The organism is Kiritimatiellia bacterium, from assembly GCA_018001225.1.
In the GTDB taxonomy this organism is placed as follows: domain Bacteria; phylum Verrucomicrobiota; class Kiritimatiellia; order CAIQIC01; family JAGNIJ01; genus JAGNIJ01.
In genome coordinates, this window is the sequence record JAGNIJ010000003.1 from 108,622 (window position 1) to 124,285 (window position 15,664).

At 64.7% G+C, this 15,664-nt stretch carries 9 protein-coding genes; 2 read left to right on the forward strand and 7 right to left on the reverse strand.

The features are described 5' to 3' along the window. Positions 1–818: 818 nt before the first annotated feature. From KA248_02225 to KA248_02255, 7 genes are all read right to left on the reverse strand, one after another. Entirely contained in the window at positions 819–1,604 is a 786-nt protein-coding gene (locus KA248_02225) for a phospholipase D family protein (GenBank protein ID MBP7828715.1), read from the reverse strand. After that, the gene (locus KA248_02230) at positions 1,601–3,319 is read right to left on the reverse strand and encodes a hypothetical protein (protein ID MBP7828716.1); all 1,719 of its coding nucleotides are present in this window, start codon (positions 3,317–3,319) and stop codon (positions 1,601–1,603) included. The genes KA248_02225 and KA248_02230 overlap by 4 nt, the downstream gene beginning before the upstream one ends. Positions 3,320–3,661: 342 nt before the next feature. After that, positions 3,662–4,924, reverse strand: a complete 1,263-nt coding sequence (locus tag KA248_02235; protein MBP7828717.1) for a NupC/NupG family nucleoside CNT transporter — start codon at positions 4,922–4,924, stop codon at positions 3,662–3,664. A gap of 6 nt (positions 4,925–4,930) precedes the next feature. Then, positions 4,931–6,424, reverse strand: a complete 1,494-nt coding sequence (locus KA248_02240; protein MBP7828718.1) for an NCS1 family nucleobase:cation symporter-1 — start codon at positions 6,422–6,424, stop codon at positions 4,931–4,933. 101 nt (positions 6,425–6,525) lie between these two features. Next, the gene (locus tag KA248_02245) at positions 6,526–7,866 is read right to left on the reverse strand and encodes an aminotransferase class III-fold pyridoxal phosphate-dependent enzyme (protein MBP7828719.1); all 1,341 of its coding nucleotides are present in this window, start codon (positions 7,864–7,866) and stop codon (positions 6,526–6,528) included. 109 nt (positions 7,867–7,975) lie between these two features. Further along, complete coding sequence (gene hydA / locus KA248_02250) at positions 7,976–9,361, reverse strand: dihydropyrimidinase (GenBank protein ID MBP7828720.1); 1,386 nt, start codon at positions 9,359–9,361, stop codon at positions 7,976–7,978. Positions 9,362–9,405: 44 nt separating this feature from the next. Then, a complete protein-coding gene (locus KA248_02255; GenBank protein ID MBP7828721.1) occupies positions 9,406–10,281 on the reverse strand; it encodes an acyltransferase in 876 nt (291 codons plus the stop codon). A gap of 175 nt (positions 10,282–10,456) precedes the next feature. On the opposite strand from KA248_02255, the gene mmsA reads away from it, so the two are divergent. Together mmsA and KA248_02265 are read left to right on the forward strand one after the other, a co-directional pair. Continuing rightward, entirely contained in the window at positions 10,457–11,911 is a 1,455-nt protein-coding gene (mmsA, locus tag KA248_02260) for a CoA-acylating methylmalonate-semialdehyde dehydrogenase (protein ID MBP7828722.1), read from the forward strand. Between the two features lie 57 nt (positions 11,912–11,968). Next, entirely contained in the window at positions 11,969–15,514 is a 3,546-nt protein-coding gene (locus tag KA248_02265; GenBank protein MBP7828723.1) for a protein kinase, read from the forward strand. Positions 15,515–15,664 lie beyond the last annotated feature (150 nt).

The window sequence follows — 15,664 nt, forward strand, 5'->3', positions numbered from 1 at the left end:
TGGCCGGATACACACAAGGGATCGGCTTTCCGTTATAGCACAGGACGTGTGCTAACGCATTAGATTGAGGCGGGAGGGCTTCGCATGGGTTAACTCCTTTTTCTGGGTTATCCGTGAGCATGCACCGCTGATTGAACTCGGTGACGCAGCAGCCTTTATTATTGGGATCATATACGTACTTTGCACAGCAGCATTGTTGAGTGGCATAGCTTTGTGGCTTCCCCCCGCAGCAGGCATACCAGTTGGGATCGATCGGCTCGCCTCCACAACAACGATAGTATGCGCCCAGCGGCGTCTGGTTGGTTACTTGAACTCCATCCGGCCGATTCGTTACGCTTCCCATGCCATCGCACACCTGACAAGGCTTATCGGGCACGGCCGTTCCGGCCGGCCTATTCGTTATTCCGCCGCTATCGTCGCACATCTTGCACGGCTGTCCTTCGATCGCGGTGCCAGCGGGCAAGGGGAAGCAGGCGCCCTGGCCGCTGTTGGCATGCTGATCCCAGTATTCGCACGCATTGGTGCAATTACCCGCTGACTTCCCGGCTATGGGCTGGTTGTCGCTTCCAGCATCGGACGGACCGATGACCGTAATTCTGCCGGGCTCGGGGACTGCCGGCCGCTCGGCGGTATGGATGGCAAAGTACAACCGTCCATCAGGCAGTTCGTGCCTGGTCATCGGCAAAGCCTCTTCCGCTTGCACTTGGGCGCCCATCGTCAGCAGGCACAGCACGCGCACCGTGACGAGCACGGCGCGTCTGTCGGTGGCACTGTGCGTCTTTCTTCTCGGATTTGTCAACACGACCCCCGCCCTCCTTTCACAACTTCTCCAGTGTCTCCCGGCTCCGCCCCATAATCCTGCGGAAATCTTCCATGACCCGCGCCACGCAATTCGTCTCGGTTACCAGCACATTGCTCTCATAGCCCTGCAACGTGCCGGAAAGGGTGAGATTCGAGCTGCCGACGAAGGCGGCCCGACCGTCCACGATGATGAGCTTCTTATGCAACACCCTCCGCTCTCGCAAGTAACGCACCTGGATCCCCGATCGCGCCAGTTCTTGGGCAAAGTTGTAACTGGCTTCCTTGATGCGGCTGCTTGTGCCCGCGCCCTGCTCCGCGATCAAGATGACTTCCACGCCCTGCTTCGCCTTGTCCTGGAGCACCTCGTAGACGTCCCGAATCGGGCTTGTCCGGCGGTAGTAGACGGTGATCCAGATCGAGGTCTGGGCCTGGCGCAATGCCTCCAGAAGCGATTGGCCAAATGCGCGGGTGGGAAGAACGCGGACGAATGTCCATTCGCCTTCGGTATGCCGCCGGGCCTGCTCGATGCCCAGCACCTGCGCGGCACGGGCGGCATCTTCATACAAAACGTACATAACGGCTTGAGAAGGGATTTGTCGCACCGGTTCGCTCGGCGCATCCGGCTGGAGGAGATACGATCCGCGGGATTCGCTCAAGACGCGGCCCTCCAGGATTTGTCCGTCACGAAGGTAGACCTGATCGGCGGCATGAACAGAGGTGCTAGCCCAGAGGGGCAGGGCGCAGATAGCCAACGCCATGCGGAGGCGGGTTCGGCGAACCCGCCCTACCTGTTGGAGAATCATGGCGCATCCTCCTCGAGGGTTCGGATGAGTTCGTCACGATCCGACCCGCTGACGCTGATCACCCGGCGAATCAGGGCCGCCTCCTGTTCCCACACAGCCCTGCTACGCATGTCGGAAAGAATCGGCCGACTGGAGAGATATTCGGCCAGGCGAATGTCCTGCTTCGGCAGGACCGCGAGTACGCTCGACTCGTAGACCCGTTCGCCCGAAAGAGCCCCCTTCGACCAGTTGTGCGAGCCGATCAGAACCTTGCACAAGTCCACCACCACGATTTTTTCGTGAAACGGCAGGGTCAGCAGACCCAGGCGCACGTCTATGCCCTGCCCTCGCAATTCCTCCGCCCATTCACTGTGCGTCTCGTAGAGCCGATCCTGCGGCGAAGAAGGGAAATACAGCAACAGCCGCACATACACACCTCGTGATGCGGCTTCCTGAAGCGACTGAAGGACATCCAACTTCAGCGATTCTTCATCCTCGGACGAGGAACGCGGAGGCAGGGCATAGAGGCTGATCAGGATGGACTGATGGGCAGTGCGGATGAGATCCAAGAGAACGGAGACAAACTGCTCGTCGGGCAAATACCGCGTCCACGCCTCGACGTCGAAGCCTGGGACATCCACATGCTGATACAGGTCACTCCAGTTAGTGCGCGCACCGGTGAGGGGCAGGCCCACCAAATAACCGGACGCATCCAGTGCAGCCTGCGTTTCCACCTTCGACCGCTCCAGGCTGACCGGCACAAAGGGATCGGCGACCTGGGCAATGGAGTCCAGCCAGGATCGGTAATATCGCGCCATGTCGGGGGAGTCGAAGCGGAGCATGTCCTCCACGTTCAATCCGATGGCCCCCTGGGTCCAGTTGGCCGAGCCGGTCCAGACGTGACGATCATCAATAACGGCCGTTTTCAGGTGCAGGCTTTCGCGATCCGAGCCGAAGACCCTCACCTCCACTCCGGCGGTCGCCAGTTGATGCAGGACGTTCAGGTTGCCCGGATCGAGCATCATGTGGTCCGCCAGCAGCCGCACCCGGCAACGCTTCTCGCGGGCGATCTCCTCCAGCGTGTCCACCAGCGCGGGCTCATTGATCAGGAAAAGAGCCAGGTCCACCCGGTTGGACGCGCGACGCAATTGGTCCTGAAGGGTCACGATCACCTCGGGCCGGGGCATGAAATGCGCGTCGACTTCATGGACGGTACGGAACAGATTGGGTCGGGGCGCGTCCACGCGATCCGGTGGAGTACGGGATGCGCCGCGCGACGGACGCGGGTAGTCCAGCCTCGGCGGGCGTATCGTTGTCTCGCTGGACTCCACGATGTCTTCAGCCGTCGCAATGAGCGATTCGAACTGCTCGCGATAATGACGCGCCAATGCTTCGCCCCGAATAATGAGGGTGTCCTCGAAATTGCCTCCGAAGGCCTGTTGGGTCCAATTGGCCGTGCCGGTAATGACCAGGCGATCGTCCATCGCCAGGCTTTTCAAGTGCATCTTGCCGCCGCCTGGCAATTGCACCAGGTAGACCGATATGCCGTATTGGGCCAGCTTCTCCAGGAGAGGCCGTTGGGCGGGCGCGCCCATGGTGATGTCCGTGATCAGGCGCACCGGGATTCTTTGCCGGCTGGCCAGGAAACACAGGGCATCCACCAGTTCGCCCTGATTGATGTAGAACATGGCGACGTCCACGCCCCGGCGGGCCGCTCGCAATTCGCGCAGGATCATGGGCAGCGCCTCTCCCCGGGGCGAGAACGCCACCTGCACCTCGCGCAATCCGGCCACGGGCGCCGCGGCGATTAAGGACGCCGAGCAAAGGAAAGCAGCCAGGCAACAAACGGCTACAAGGCCATTCGGCCGGCATTTCTTGCTACGAGAGAGAGAGAGAGAGAGAGAACATATCCACGTTCATTCATAAGCCATGCTTGAAGAGTTGGCCTCCGCACTTTTCCCTATGGCACAAGGTCATCTTGCTTGTCAATACCGGCGTATATCGTTTAAGCAAGTTGCCTCGGTAATCTTTCACATTGCCGCAGATCGCCAGCCAAGCCTAGCCCCAGCCAACGCGATTCAAGGGATGAGTATCCCCGCTATGGTGGCGGTCATGAAGGAGGCCAGCGAGCCGCCGACGAGCGCGTAGAGGCCCAGCTTCGCCAGGTCCCGCTTGCGGTTCGGGGCGATGGCGCCGATGCCGCCGATCTGGATGCCGATGGACAGGAAGTTCGAGAACCCGCAGAGCGCGTAGGTGGCGATCACGTAGGAGCGGTACGACAGCGCCCCCGGGTGCGCGGCGACGTGCTTCATCAAACTCGTGTAGGCCACAAATTCGTTCAGCACCGTTTTCTCGCCCATCAGCCGGCCGAGCACCTGGCAGTCCTTCCACGGCGCGCCCATGATCCAGGCCAGCGGCGCAAAGACCCATCCGAAGAGCCTCTCGAGCGTCACGCCCTCCGGCCCGAGCCAGCCGATCACGTGCTCGACGGCCCAGTTGGCCATCGCCAGCAGCGACATGAACGCCACCAGCATGGCCCCCACGTTGAAGGCCAGGTGCATGCCCATCGTGGCGCCGTTGGCGGCCGCCTCGATCACGTTGACGCTCGGATCCTTGTAGGCGATGGCGACCGTGCCGTGGGTTTTCGGGAGCCCGGTCTCCGGGATCATGATCTTCGCCATCACCAGGGCGGCCGGTGCGGACATGACGCTCGCGGCCAGCAGGTGGCCGGCGATGTCCGGGAAATAGCCCTTCAGCATGCCGACGTACGCGGCCATCACGCCGCCCGCCACGGTCGCCATGCCACCGACCATGACGCACATCAGCTCGGATTCGGTCATGTCCTTGATGTACGGCCGGACGAGCAGCGGGGCCTCGGTCTGGCCGACGAAGATGTTCGCCGAGGCGGAGAGCGTCTCCGCGCCGGAGGTCTGGCAGGTGACGAACATGATCCGCGCGAAGAACACCACCAGCTTCTGCATGACGCCCAGGTAGTAGAGCACGGAGATCAGGGACGAAAAGAAAACGATCGTGGTGAGGACCTGGAAGGCGAAGAAGAAGCCCATGGAGCCGGGCTGGCCGACGGGGATGGACAGCGCGTTGAAGACGAACTTGCCGCCCTCCTCCTGGAACGACAGGAGCTTGACGATGGCATCGTTCATGAAATTGAACAGCCAGCGCCCGGGCGGCGTCTTGAGAACCAGCAGGGCAAAGACCAGTTGCAGCGCCGTGCCCCACAGGATCGTGCGCCAGCGGACGCTCTTCCGGTGCTTGCAGAACAGCCAACCGATAAAGAGCAGGATGACGGTGCCGAACAGGCTGATGATCTGGTGGAGGTCCATGGGGCTTTACTCCTTGGCGCGGGCCGGCCGGCACAGGAGGAGATACAGGATAAAAGCCACGGCAAACCCGACGAACCAAGCATAGCTGTAGAGCCGGTGCGCCGCGGCTGCAAGCCTGGAGGTCGTGTCATCCAGCACCCGGATCTCCGCGAGGAACCCCGGCAAGTTGACCAGGATGGCGACCGCCAGCGCGACCATGGCGGCCGGATTGAAGCCGGCGCGATAACGATACCGGTCGCCCACGCCGTACAGGGCGCCAAGGTCCAGCCGCATCCGGCGCACAAGGTAGTAGTCCGCGATCAGGATGCCGGCGATGGGCCCCAGCAGGCCGGAATAGCCGACCAGCCACGTGAAGATGTATCCGCCCGGCGTCTCCAGCAGTTTCCACGGCATGATCACCACCCCGATCACACAGGTCAGGATGGCGCCGAGGCGGAAGGAGATCCGACGCGGCCAGAGGTTGGAGAGGCTGTTGGCCGGGGCGACCACGTTGGCCGCCAGGTTCGTGGTCAGCGTCGCGATCCAGAGGGCGACCATCGACAGGATGACCAGGGCCGGGCTCTTGAACTCCGCCAACAGTTGGACGGGGTCCCATATCTCCCGCCCGAAGATGACCACGGTCGCCGAGGTCACGGCCACGCCGATGAAGGAGTAGAGGGGCATCGTGGTGTTCAGGCCCAGCGCCTGGCCGACGACCTGGTCCCGCTGGCTTTTCGCGTAGCGCGTGAAATCCGGGATATTGAGCGACAGCGTGGCCCAGTAGCCAACCATGCCGGTCAGCGCCGGGAAGAAATATTCCCAGAAATCCGCGGAGGTTTTGAACGCGGACGGCTTGCCGAGCATCGGCCCGAACCCCTGCGCGCGCACCAGCGCCCAGGCCAGCAGCGCCAGGCCGATCAGCAACAGGAAGGGCGCGGCGATTTTTTCCAACCACCGGATGGATTCGATGCCCCGGATGACGATGGCCAGGTTCGCCGCCCAGAAGATCAGGAACCCGAGCCAGGCGCCCACCGGCTGAATCCCCAGGATGCCGAGATCGAGGACCGGCAGGTGGCGCCAGCCTTCGAACACCGCGGAAAGAATCTGATGCGTCGCCGCCCCGCCGATCCACGCCTGGATGCCGAACCACCCGCAGCCGACGATGGCGCGAAGCACGCAGGGGACATGGGTTCCCTGGAGGCCGAAAGAAGCGCGGGCAAAAACCGGGAAGGGAATGCCGTACTTCGTGCCGGCATGCGCGTTGAGCACCATGGGGATCAAGACAATGACGTTGCCCAGGAAGATCGTGAGAACGGCCTGCCACCAGTTCATGCCGCCCGCGATCAGGCTGGAGGCGAGCATGTACGTGGGGATGCAGACGGCCATGCCGACCCAGAGCGCGGCGATGTCCCACCGGTTCCACTTCCGGTCCGCGAGGCGGACCGGCGCCATGTCCCGGCTCGCCAGCGGGCCGGTCAGCTCGCCGTCCCACTCGTGGATCCCGTTGATTTCGCGTTCCATGGGAACCCCTCACCGCGCGCGCTGTCGCCCGCCGCGCCCTTTCCGCCGGCAGAGCGGCGGGACTACAGACCCTGTAGCTCCGGCGCTCTGTCGCCGGAGGTTCATGTGGTCTTGAGCAGCGAATCCGGGTATTCCAGCGCCTTGTCCAGGATGGCCACGGCCTCGTCGATCTGCTCCGGCGTGATGATCAGGGGCGGCGCGAGGAAGATATAGTCCCACTTGGCGAACGCCCAGAGGCCCATCTCCAGGATTCGCTTGGTGAACTCGCCCATCACGTTTCGCTTCGCGTCGGCATAGCCGGCCAGCGGCTCCCGGGTCTTGCGGTCGGACACCAGCTCCAGGCAGGCCCAGAGCCCCTTGCAGCGCACGTCGCCGATCGAGGGATGCCGCTCGTAGAGCGTCCAGAGTTTGTTGTTGAGGTAATCGCCGTTGATCCGCGATTTCTCGATCAGCCCCTCGCTCTTATACACTTCCAGGTTCGCCACGCCCGCCGCGCAGCCGAGGGCATGCCCGTAGTAGGTAAGGCCGCTGATGAATGGTTTCTCCTTGAAAAAGTCCCAGACCTTCTTGCTCCAGATCATCACGCCCAACTGAACGTAGCCCGAGGTCAGGCCCTTCGCCGCCGTGATGATGTCCGGCACGATCCCGAAGTGCTCGCAGCCGAACCACGTTCCCGAGCGGCCCCACCCCGCCATGACCTCGTCCATGACCAGCAGGATGCCGTTCTCGTCGCAAATCTGCCGCACCCCCTTCATGAACTCCACCGGCGGGATGATGATGCCGTTGGTGCCGACGATCGGCTCCATGAAGATGCCCGCGATCGTCTTGGGCCCCTCGAGCATGATCTGCGTCTTGAGGGTCTCCAGACACTGGATCTTGCAGGTCTTCTCATCTTTATAGCCGAACGGGCAGCGGTAGCAGTACGGCCCGAAGAACTTGCCCGCGCCGGGGATGCCCGGCTCGCACGGGATGCGCCGCGGGTCGCCGGTCAGCGTGATGGCGCCCGACGTCGCCCCGTGGTAGCCGCGCCAGTTGGAGTAGATTTTCTGCCGGCCGGTGTACCACCGCACGGCCTTGATCGCATTCTCCACCGCCTCCGCGCCGGCATTCGTGAAGAAAACGTAGTCCAAGTCGCCCGGCGTCACCTCGGAGATCATCTTCGCCAGCCGGGCCTTGGGCTCGGTGGTGAACGTCGAGGCCACGTAGCACAGCTTGTCCATCTGCGCCTTCATGGCGTCGAGGACATGCTTGTTGCCGTGGCCGATGTTGATGTTCAGCAGGCCGGAGCAGAAATCAATGTACCGCTTGCCCTCGGCGTCGTACATGTGGATGCCCTCGGCGCGCTCCATGAGGATGGGCTTGTACCAGCCCTGGGTCTTCCACGGGTAGATCACGTGCTCGGCGTCCCACTGCTTGATCTCGGCGATTTTTTCTTTGTTCATCGTTTCTCCCACCTAAACAAAATGCCAACTCCTTCCGCCGACAGAGCGGCGGAACTACAGGTGTTGTAGCTCCGGCGCTCCGCCGCCGGAGACCCCGGGGCGCGCCTGGTTACATCATTTTCCCCGACGGCCCGCGGGCGATGAACCGGCCGGCGCCCTGCTCGCCCACGTACTGGCCATCCCGCACGGCGAATTTGCCGCGCAGCAGGACGGATTCCGGCTGGCCCTTCAGTTCCAGCCCCTCGTACGCGCTGTAATCCACGTTGTGCTTCGTCGTCTTCGCGGACACCACGCCCTTGGCCTCCGGATCGAAGATGACCACGTCGGCGTCCGAGCCGACCGCCAACGTGCCCTTCCGGGGATACATGCCGAAGATCTTCGCCGGCGCCGTGGCCACAACGTCCACGAACCGCGTCAGGCTCATCCGCCCCTGCCCCACGCCGTAGGTGTAGAGCAGGTTGAACCGGTCGCCGACGGACGGGATGCCGTTCGGGATCTTCGCGAAGCTCTCGCGGCCCATTTCCTTTTGTCCCTTGAAGTTGAACGAGCAGTGGTCCGTGGCCACGGTCTTGATGAAGCCCCGGCTCAACCCATCCCACATCTTCTCCAGGTGGTCCGCCGGGCGCAGCGGCGGCGACATGACCCACTTCGCGCCCTCGAAGTTCGGCTTGTAGTACAGGTCACTCGACAGCAGGAGGTACTGTGGACAGGTCTCCGCGATGACCGGGTAGCCGCGCGAAACCGCCTCCTTGACCTTCTCCAGGCCGTCCGCGCTCGACAGGTGCACGATATAGATCGTCTGCTCCGCGAACCGGGCAAGCTCGATGATCCGGTGCACGGCCTCTTCCTCGGCAATCGCCGGGTGCGCGAGCCAGTGGTATTCGGGCGTCTGCTTGCCCTCGGCGATGAAGCGCCGGGAGAGGGTGTCGATCATGTCGCCGTTCTCGGCGTGGACCATGGAGAGCCCGCCGTTCCGGCCGACGGTGTTCATGATGCCGATGATCTGCCCGTCGTCGATCTGCAGCGCCCCCTTGTAGGCCATGAAGAACTTGAACGACGAGACGCCCTGCTTAATGACCGCCGGGATCTCCGCCGCAACCGCGGGGGTGTAATCGACGATGCCCATGTGAAAGCCGAAGTCCGCCGCGGATTTCTTCGCCTTCTCGTGCCAGGCGGCCAGCGAGTCGGCCAGCGGCTTGCCCCTGGCCTGCATGCAGAAATCGATGAAGGTGGTGGTCCCGCCGCACAGCGCCGCGACGGGGCCGGTCTTGAAGTCGTCCGCGCTGACCGTGCCCATGAACGGCAGCTCGAAGTGCGTGTGGACATCCACGCCGCCGGGGAACAGGTAGCGCCCCCTGGCCTGGATCACCGTGTCGCCGGCCTTCGCGGGGAGGTCCCGGCCGAGTTCCACGATCTGCTCGCCGTCGATCCGCAGGTCCGCCGCAACGATGTCACCCGCGGTCACGATCGTTCCGCCCTTGATCACGATGCTCATGGGTTGCCCTCCGTTTGCTTCGCTTTCCCGAACACCGGCCTCTTCTACGGCAGCAGTTTCGTCATATCCCCGTAGGTTTCCGGCCGGCGGTCGCGGAAGAACTGCCACTTGTCGCGGATCTCCCGGATCTGGTCGAGGTCCAGGTCGGCGACGACCAGCTCATCCTTGTCCTCGCTGCCGACCGACAGCATCTCCCCGCGCGGGTTCACGAAGTAGCTGGAGCCGTAGAAGTGGCCCAGGTTCCACGGCCGCTCGGTGCCCACGCGGTTGTTGCAGCCCATGAAGATGCCGTTGGCCACGGCGTGCGCGGGCTGCTCGAGTTTCCAGAGGTACTGCGAGATGCCCGCGACGGTGGCCGAGGGATTGAACACGAGTTCCGCGCCGTTGAGCGCCAGCAGCCGCGCGCCCTCGGGGAAGTGGCGGTCGTAACAGATGTAGACCCCGACGTTCGCGTAGCGCGTCTGGAAGGTCGGGTAGCCCAGGTTGCCCGGCTTGAAGTAATATTTTTCCCAGAAGCCGCCGACCTGCGGGATGTGGTTCTTGCGGTACTTGCCCAGGTATTTCCCGTCGGCGTCGATCACAGCGGCGGTGTTGTAATAGACGCCGGTCATGGCCTCCTCGTAGATCGGGACCACGATCACCATCTCGTACTTTTCCGCGTATTCCTGCATCAGGGACACCGTGGGGCCATTCGGAATCCGCTCGGCCGTCCGGAACCACTTGGGGTCCTGCGACGGACAGAAGTACGGCGTGGTAAAGATCTCCTGCAGGCCGAGGATCCGCACCCCCTTCTTCCCCGCCTCGTCGATGAGCGGCAGATGCTTCTTCAGCATCGCGTCCTTGATTTCCTCGATGGTCCCCTCGCCCTCGTGGACGGGGAGCGAGCACTGGATCAGACCGGCTTTGACGATGCGCGCCATGGTGGGTCTCCTGTTCACATTCCGCGTACGGGCATGCGGTTCTCCTGTCGCTCCATGATCGGGAAAAACACCGGAATGTAAAGGGATTTCCGACGGCTTTTCCGCCGGCTTTTGGGATTGTGAAACGGCGGCCCCGGTGCTACTCGTTGTGCCTGCATCCACGAAAGGACGAGCCATGAGATACTCCGACTTGAGCAACTTCATCGGCGGGAAACCCAGCAATCCCAACGTGCCGCGGATGGAGCGGTACAGCCCGGTGGACGGGGAACTGCTCTCCACCCTGCCCCTCTCCGACGCCGCGGAGCTGGACAAGGCGGTCCAGGCCGCGAAGAAGGCCTTCGCCGACTGGTCGCAGTGGACGATCAAGGAGCGCGCGGGCATCTTTTTCAAGTACTACGGCCTGCTTCGGGAGCACGCGGCGGAGCACGCGGATCTGTTCTACCACGAGATGGGCAAGGATCCGAAGGAAACGCCCCTCGAGGTGGCCAAAAGCCTCGAGCTGACGGAGTTCGCCTGCGCCATGCCCGAGGTCTGCACCGGCGACTTCGAGGTCGTCAGCCGCGGCGTGGAGTGCCACGAAGAGAAGGTGCCGCTGGGGGTCGTCGCGTCCATCACGCCGTTCAACTTCCCGCACATGGTGCCCCACTGGACCATGCCCAACGCCCTCGTGCTCGGCAACACGATGGTCATGAAGCCGTCCCGCGAGGCCCCGCTGACCGTCCTGAAGATCGCCGAGTTGCTGAAGGAAGCCGGCCTGCCGGACGGCGTCTTCAACGTCGTATGCGGCGGGCGCGAGGTGGTCAACGCCATCGTCGATCATCCCGACATCGAGGCCATTTCCTTCGTCGGCTCGACGAAGGTCGCCCGGATGGTCTACACCCGGGGGTGCGCGAACCACAAGCGTGTCCTGGCCCTGGGCAGCGCGAACAACCACCTGATCCTGCTGCCCGACGCCCACCCGGAGGGCGCGGCGACGAACATCGCGGCTTCCTACCTCGGCTGCGCGGGGCAGCGTTGCATGTCGGCCTGCGTCCTGGTCGCCGTCGGCGAGGTGGATCACATCATCGCCAAGCTGGTGGAGGAGTCGAAGAAGTACATCCCGGGCGTGAACATGAGCGCCATCGTCAATCCCGAGGCCAAGACCAGCATCACCGGCTACATCGACCGCGCCGAAAAGGAGGGCTTCAAGATTCTTCTGGATGGACGGAACTGCGCGGCGCCGAAGGGCAAGGAGAAAGGCAACTACCTGGGCCCGACGATCATCGAGGCCCGGGCCGGCTCGGAGATCGCGGTGGAGGAGAACTTCGGCCCGATCCTGACCATCGTCCGGGTCAAGACGCTGGACGAGGCGATCGAGGTGGCGAACTCCTCGCCCTACGGCAACGGCGGCTCGGTCTTCACGCAGAGCGGGCGCGCGGCGGAGCTGGTCTGCCGCCGGCTCCAGGTCGGCATGGTCGGCGTCAACGTCGGGGTCCCCGTGCCGCGCGAGCCGTTCTCGTTCGGCGGCTGGAAGGACTCCATCACCGGCGGCGGCGATATCACCGGCAAAAGCTCCATCGGTTTCTGGACCAAGCTGAAGAAGATATCGGTGAAGTGGAATCCCGATAAGCCCGTCAACTGGATGGCATAACGGCGCCCATCCCGGGTTGTCCTTCTCGGGCCCGGGCGGGCGCTTCGAGCGGGCCAGATGAGCCCTGACCACACAGATCCCGCGGATCCGCCGGTCAGCCGCGTGGACCTGCCGCCGGAGCCCCTGCGGACGCTGAAGACGGACACGCTGCTTTCGGGCGTGTCCGCCGCGATCCAGGTCAAGAGCCGGGTTTTGAGCCGGCCCGGCCAGCCGCCGGAATCCGCCTGCGATTTCGAGCTGATCGACCGGGTCGGCCAGGGGGGCATGGGCGAGGTCTTCAGCGCCCGGCAGGTCTCCATGGACCGCGTGGTCGCGGTCAAGCTGCTCAAGCCCGACCTGCAACGCAACGAATCCGCGCGCCTCCTGTTCCTCTCCGAGGCCACGATCACGGGGAAACTGGACCACCCCAACATCATCCCCGTCCACGAACTGGGCCGCGCCGGCGACGGGACGCTGTTCTACGCGATGAAGTACGCGCGCGGCGTCTTCTGGCACCAGGTCATCCGGCAGAAAACCCTGGCGGAGAACCTGGACATCCTGCTCCGCGTGGCGGATGCCATCGCCTTTGCCCACGCGCATTTCATCGTGCACCGGGACATCAAGCCGCAGAACATCCTGGTGGGCGATTTCGGCGAGGTGCTGGTCATGGACTGGGGCGTGGCCCTGTCCGTGCGGCCGGGCGCGAACCAGGTCGAGACGGGAACCCGCGACGCCCGGTGCGGGACGCCCGCCTACATGGCCCCGGAGATGGCCCAGGGCCTCCGGGAACGCGTCTGCGCGGCCAGCGACATCTACCTCCTCGGCGCGGTGCTCTACGAAATCATCGCGGGCCAGCCGCCCCACGCGGGCAAGGACCTCGGCACGGCGCTGAAAAACGCGGAGCGCAACCGGTTCGCCCCCCTGCCCCGCCAGGACGAACTGGCCCGGATCGCCCTCAAGGCCCTGGAGACGGAACCGGCGGACCGGTATGCCTCGGTCAAGGATTTCCAGGCCGCCCTGCTCGCGTTCCGGGAGCATCAGGAGAGCGCGAACCTGGTCGAATCCGCGGACCAGCGGCTGGAGGCGGCGCAGACGTCCCGCGACTACGGGGACTACCACGAAGCCCTGTTCGGCTATCGGCAGGCCCTGCGCATCTGGCCCGACAACTCCGCCGCCCGGACCGGATTAAAAGAGGCTACCCGGCAGTACGCCCGGGCCGCGGTCGCGCGGGGCGACTTGGAGTTGGCCCTGACTTTGCTCGACGAGAACGACGAGAAACAGCGCGAAACGGCCCGGGACATCGAGCAGCAACTGAAGACGCGCCATCTGCACGCGGCCCGGGAACGGGCGCTGCGCCGGGCCCTGGCCACGCTGGGCAGCGGGGCGCTCGTCATGTTCCTCCTGGGGGCTTTCTGGATCAACCGCGAGCGGCTGCGCGCGCAACGCGGCGAGCAGCGGGCCGAGACCGCCCTGCTGGAGTCGCGGCAGCAGCTCTCGAAATCCCTCGAGGCCGCCGCGGGTAACGCCATGGAGAAAGAGAGGAACGCGGAGGCGCTGGCCCTGCTGGCCGCCTCGCTGCGCCAGGACCCGTCCAACCTCGTCGCCGCGGCGCGAGCGCTCGATCTGTTGAACCGGCTGAACTGGGCCTTGCCGGTCCGGGCCCCATCGCGTGCCGCCCTTCCCGATCGCCGCGTCTTTCCCGCCGTCCCGCCCGAGTCCTATCCCAAGCGGACCGTCCTCGTGAAGCAAGTGGGTCAGCGAGACGTCTTGCTCCAGGTGGCGGACACCAACCGGGTGCCCCTGGATGAGCCCGCCATCGGCCCGGTGGAATCCCGCCATACCGCCCCGCGGGAAGCCACCATCAGCCCGGACGGCCGCTTCGTGGCTTTCGGCTCGGGCGCGCGACGACTCCATCTCTTCGACCGGTACACTGGCAAGGAAATCCGCCCGGCGGTTCCGCATTACCCCCTCTGGTCCGAGACGTTCTGTTTTTCCCCGGATGCGCGGTGCCTGCTGCGGGCCAACGCCCTGGGTACGGTCACGTTTTCGGCCGTGGAGGACACCCATACCGTCCGACAGGATCTTCACATGGGTCCCGACCTGGCCGCAGCGGCTTTCCTGGAGGACCGCCGCCGGCTCGCCGTGGCCACCGACAAGCAGTTGCGCGCGCACATCGTGGAACTCCGTCCAGGCCAGGCCCGCGCCCGGGTGTTCGACGCGGGTTCGTGGATCAACGAGGGCTGTCTTTCCCCGGATGGCCTGCGCCTCGGCCTGACCACCCGCGCGGCACAAACCCTGGTCTGGTCGCTCGCCACGGACGCACTCGAAGACCTGCCGATCCGGCATGAACGCTCCGCGTGGGCCCTGACGTTTTCACCCGACGGGCGCCGCCTCGCGCTCGGGTCACGGGAGGGCGAGTTGATGCTCTGGGACCTGGAGGCGCGGCAGGAACTCGGCTACCTCCCGCCCGCCAACGTGCCCATCTCTCATCTCGTGTACGATCCCCGCGGCGGCTTCCTTTACTCGGCCGACCATGACCGGGTGCGAAAATGGGCGGCGGACAGCCTGGCCCTTGTGGATTCCGTCACCGCGTCCCAGCCCATCAAAAGCCTGGCCGTCAGCCCGGACGGCCAATGGCTGCTGGTGGGGTGCATCCAGGGGGCCTGGCTCTACTCGACGAAAACGATGCAGGCGAAGCCCCGGCCCCTCCTCTCGGCATCCGGCTGGGTGCGCGCCGTGGACTTCAGCCCGGACGGCCGCCTCATGCTGGCCGCCGGCGCACACCGCTGCGCCGTGTTCGAGGTGGAGACCGGCGAGCGGCTGGCCGAGGTCGGCGGCCATCCGGATTCGATCTGGCGGGCGCGCTTCAATCCCGACAGCGGTTCCTTCGCGACGGTTTCGTATGACGGATCGCTGCGCTTGTGGGGCGCGGACGGGCAATCCCTGTCGCCCCTGCTCATGATTCCCCTGACGCATCTCCAGGGTTCCGAGACCCTGGCCTATTCCCCCGACGGCCGCTGGGTCGCGGCCGGCGCAGGCGACGGGACGGTCCGGATCTGGAGCGCCCACACGGGGCGGGAAGCCATGGGCCCCTTCCGATTCGGCGACCGCTCGCTCACCGTCGTGGAATTCTCCCCCGACGGCCGCCAATTGCTCGCGGCCTCCACCGACGGGCGCGCCTGGCTGCAGCCGCTGGCGCCCGTTTCGAGCCCGCCGTCCTGGCTGCCCGACTTGGCCGAGGCCGTGGGCGGCCTGCGCCTGGAGGAATCCGCCTATTCCAGCCCGCGCTGGCCGAAACGCGCGGCGCTCCTGGCCGCGATGCAACGCATGATCGAAGCCCGGGCGGAACCCGATGACGCCGATCTCTGGCTGCGCTGGTTCCTGGCGGATCGCGGTGAGCGGACGATCAATCCGTGGTCAACGGTCACCGTACGCGAACAGGTGGACCGGCTCCTGCTTTCCCATCAGCGCGAAGACGTCGAGCAAGCGCTCGACATGGATCCCAACAATCCAACCTGCTACCGGCGGCTGGCAGAGCTCGTGCGCCCGGCGGACGCCCGCCGGGCGGATTTCCTCGAGGCCCTGGCCCGGCAGTTGGAGGCAGGGGCAAAACAGCCGATGTAGCAGGGCGCCTCGTAGAGGCGCCACCTCGTGTTTGGCCCTTTTCTTATCCTGTCAGTGCGTACAGGACGGCAGATTCGAGTCGAGGGAGGGGTTTTTTCGACTTCTGGGTAGGGGGTGATGTGTGCACGAAGTCACATAAACCCGGTCGAA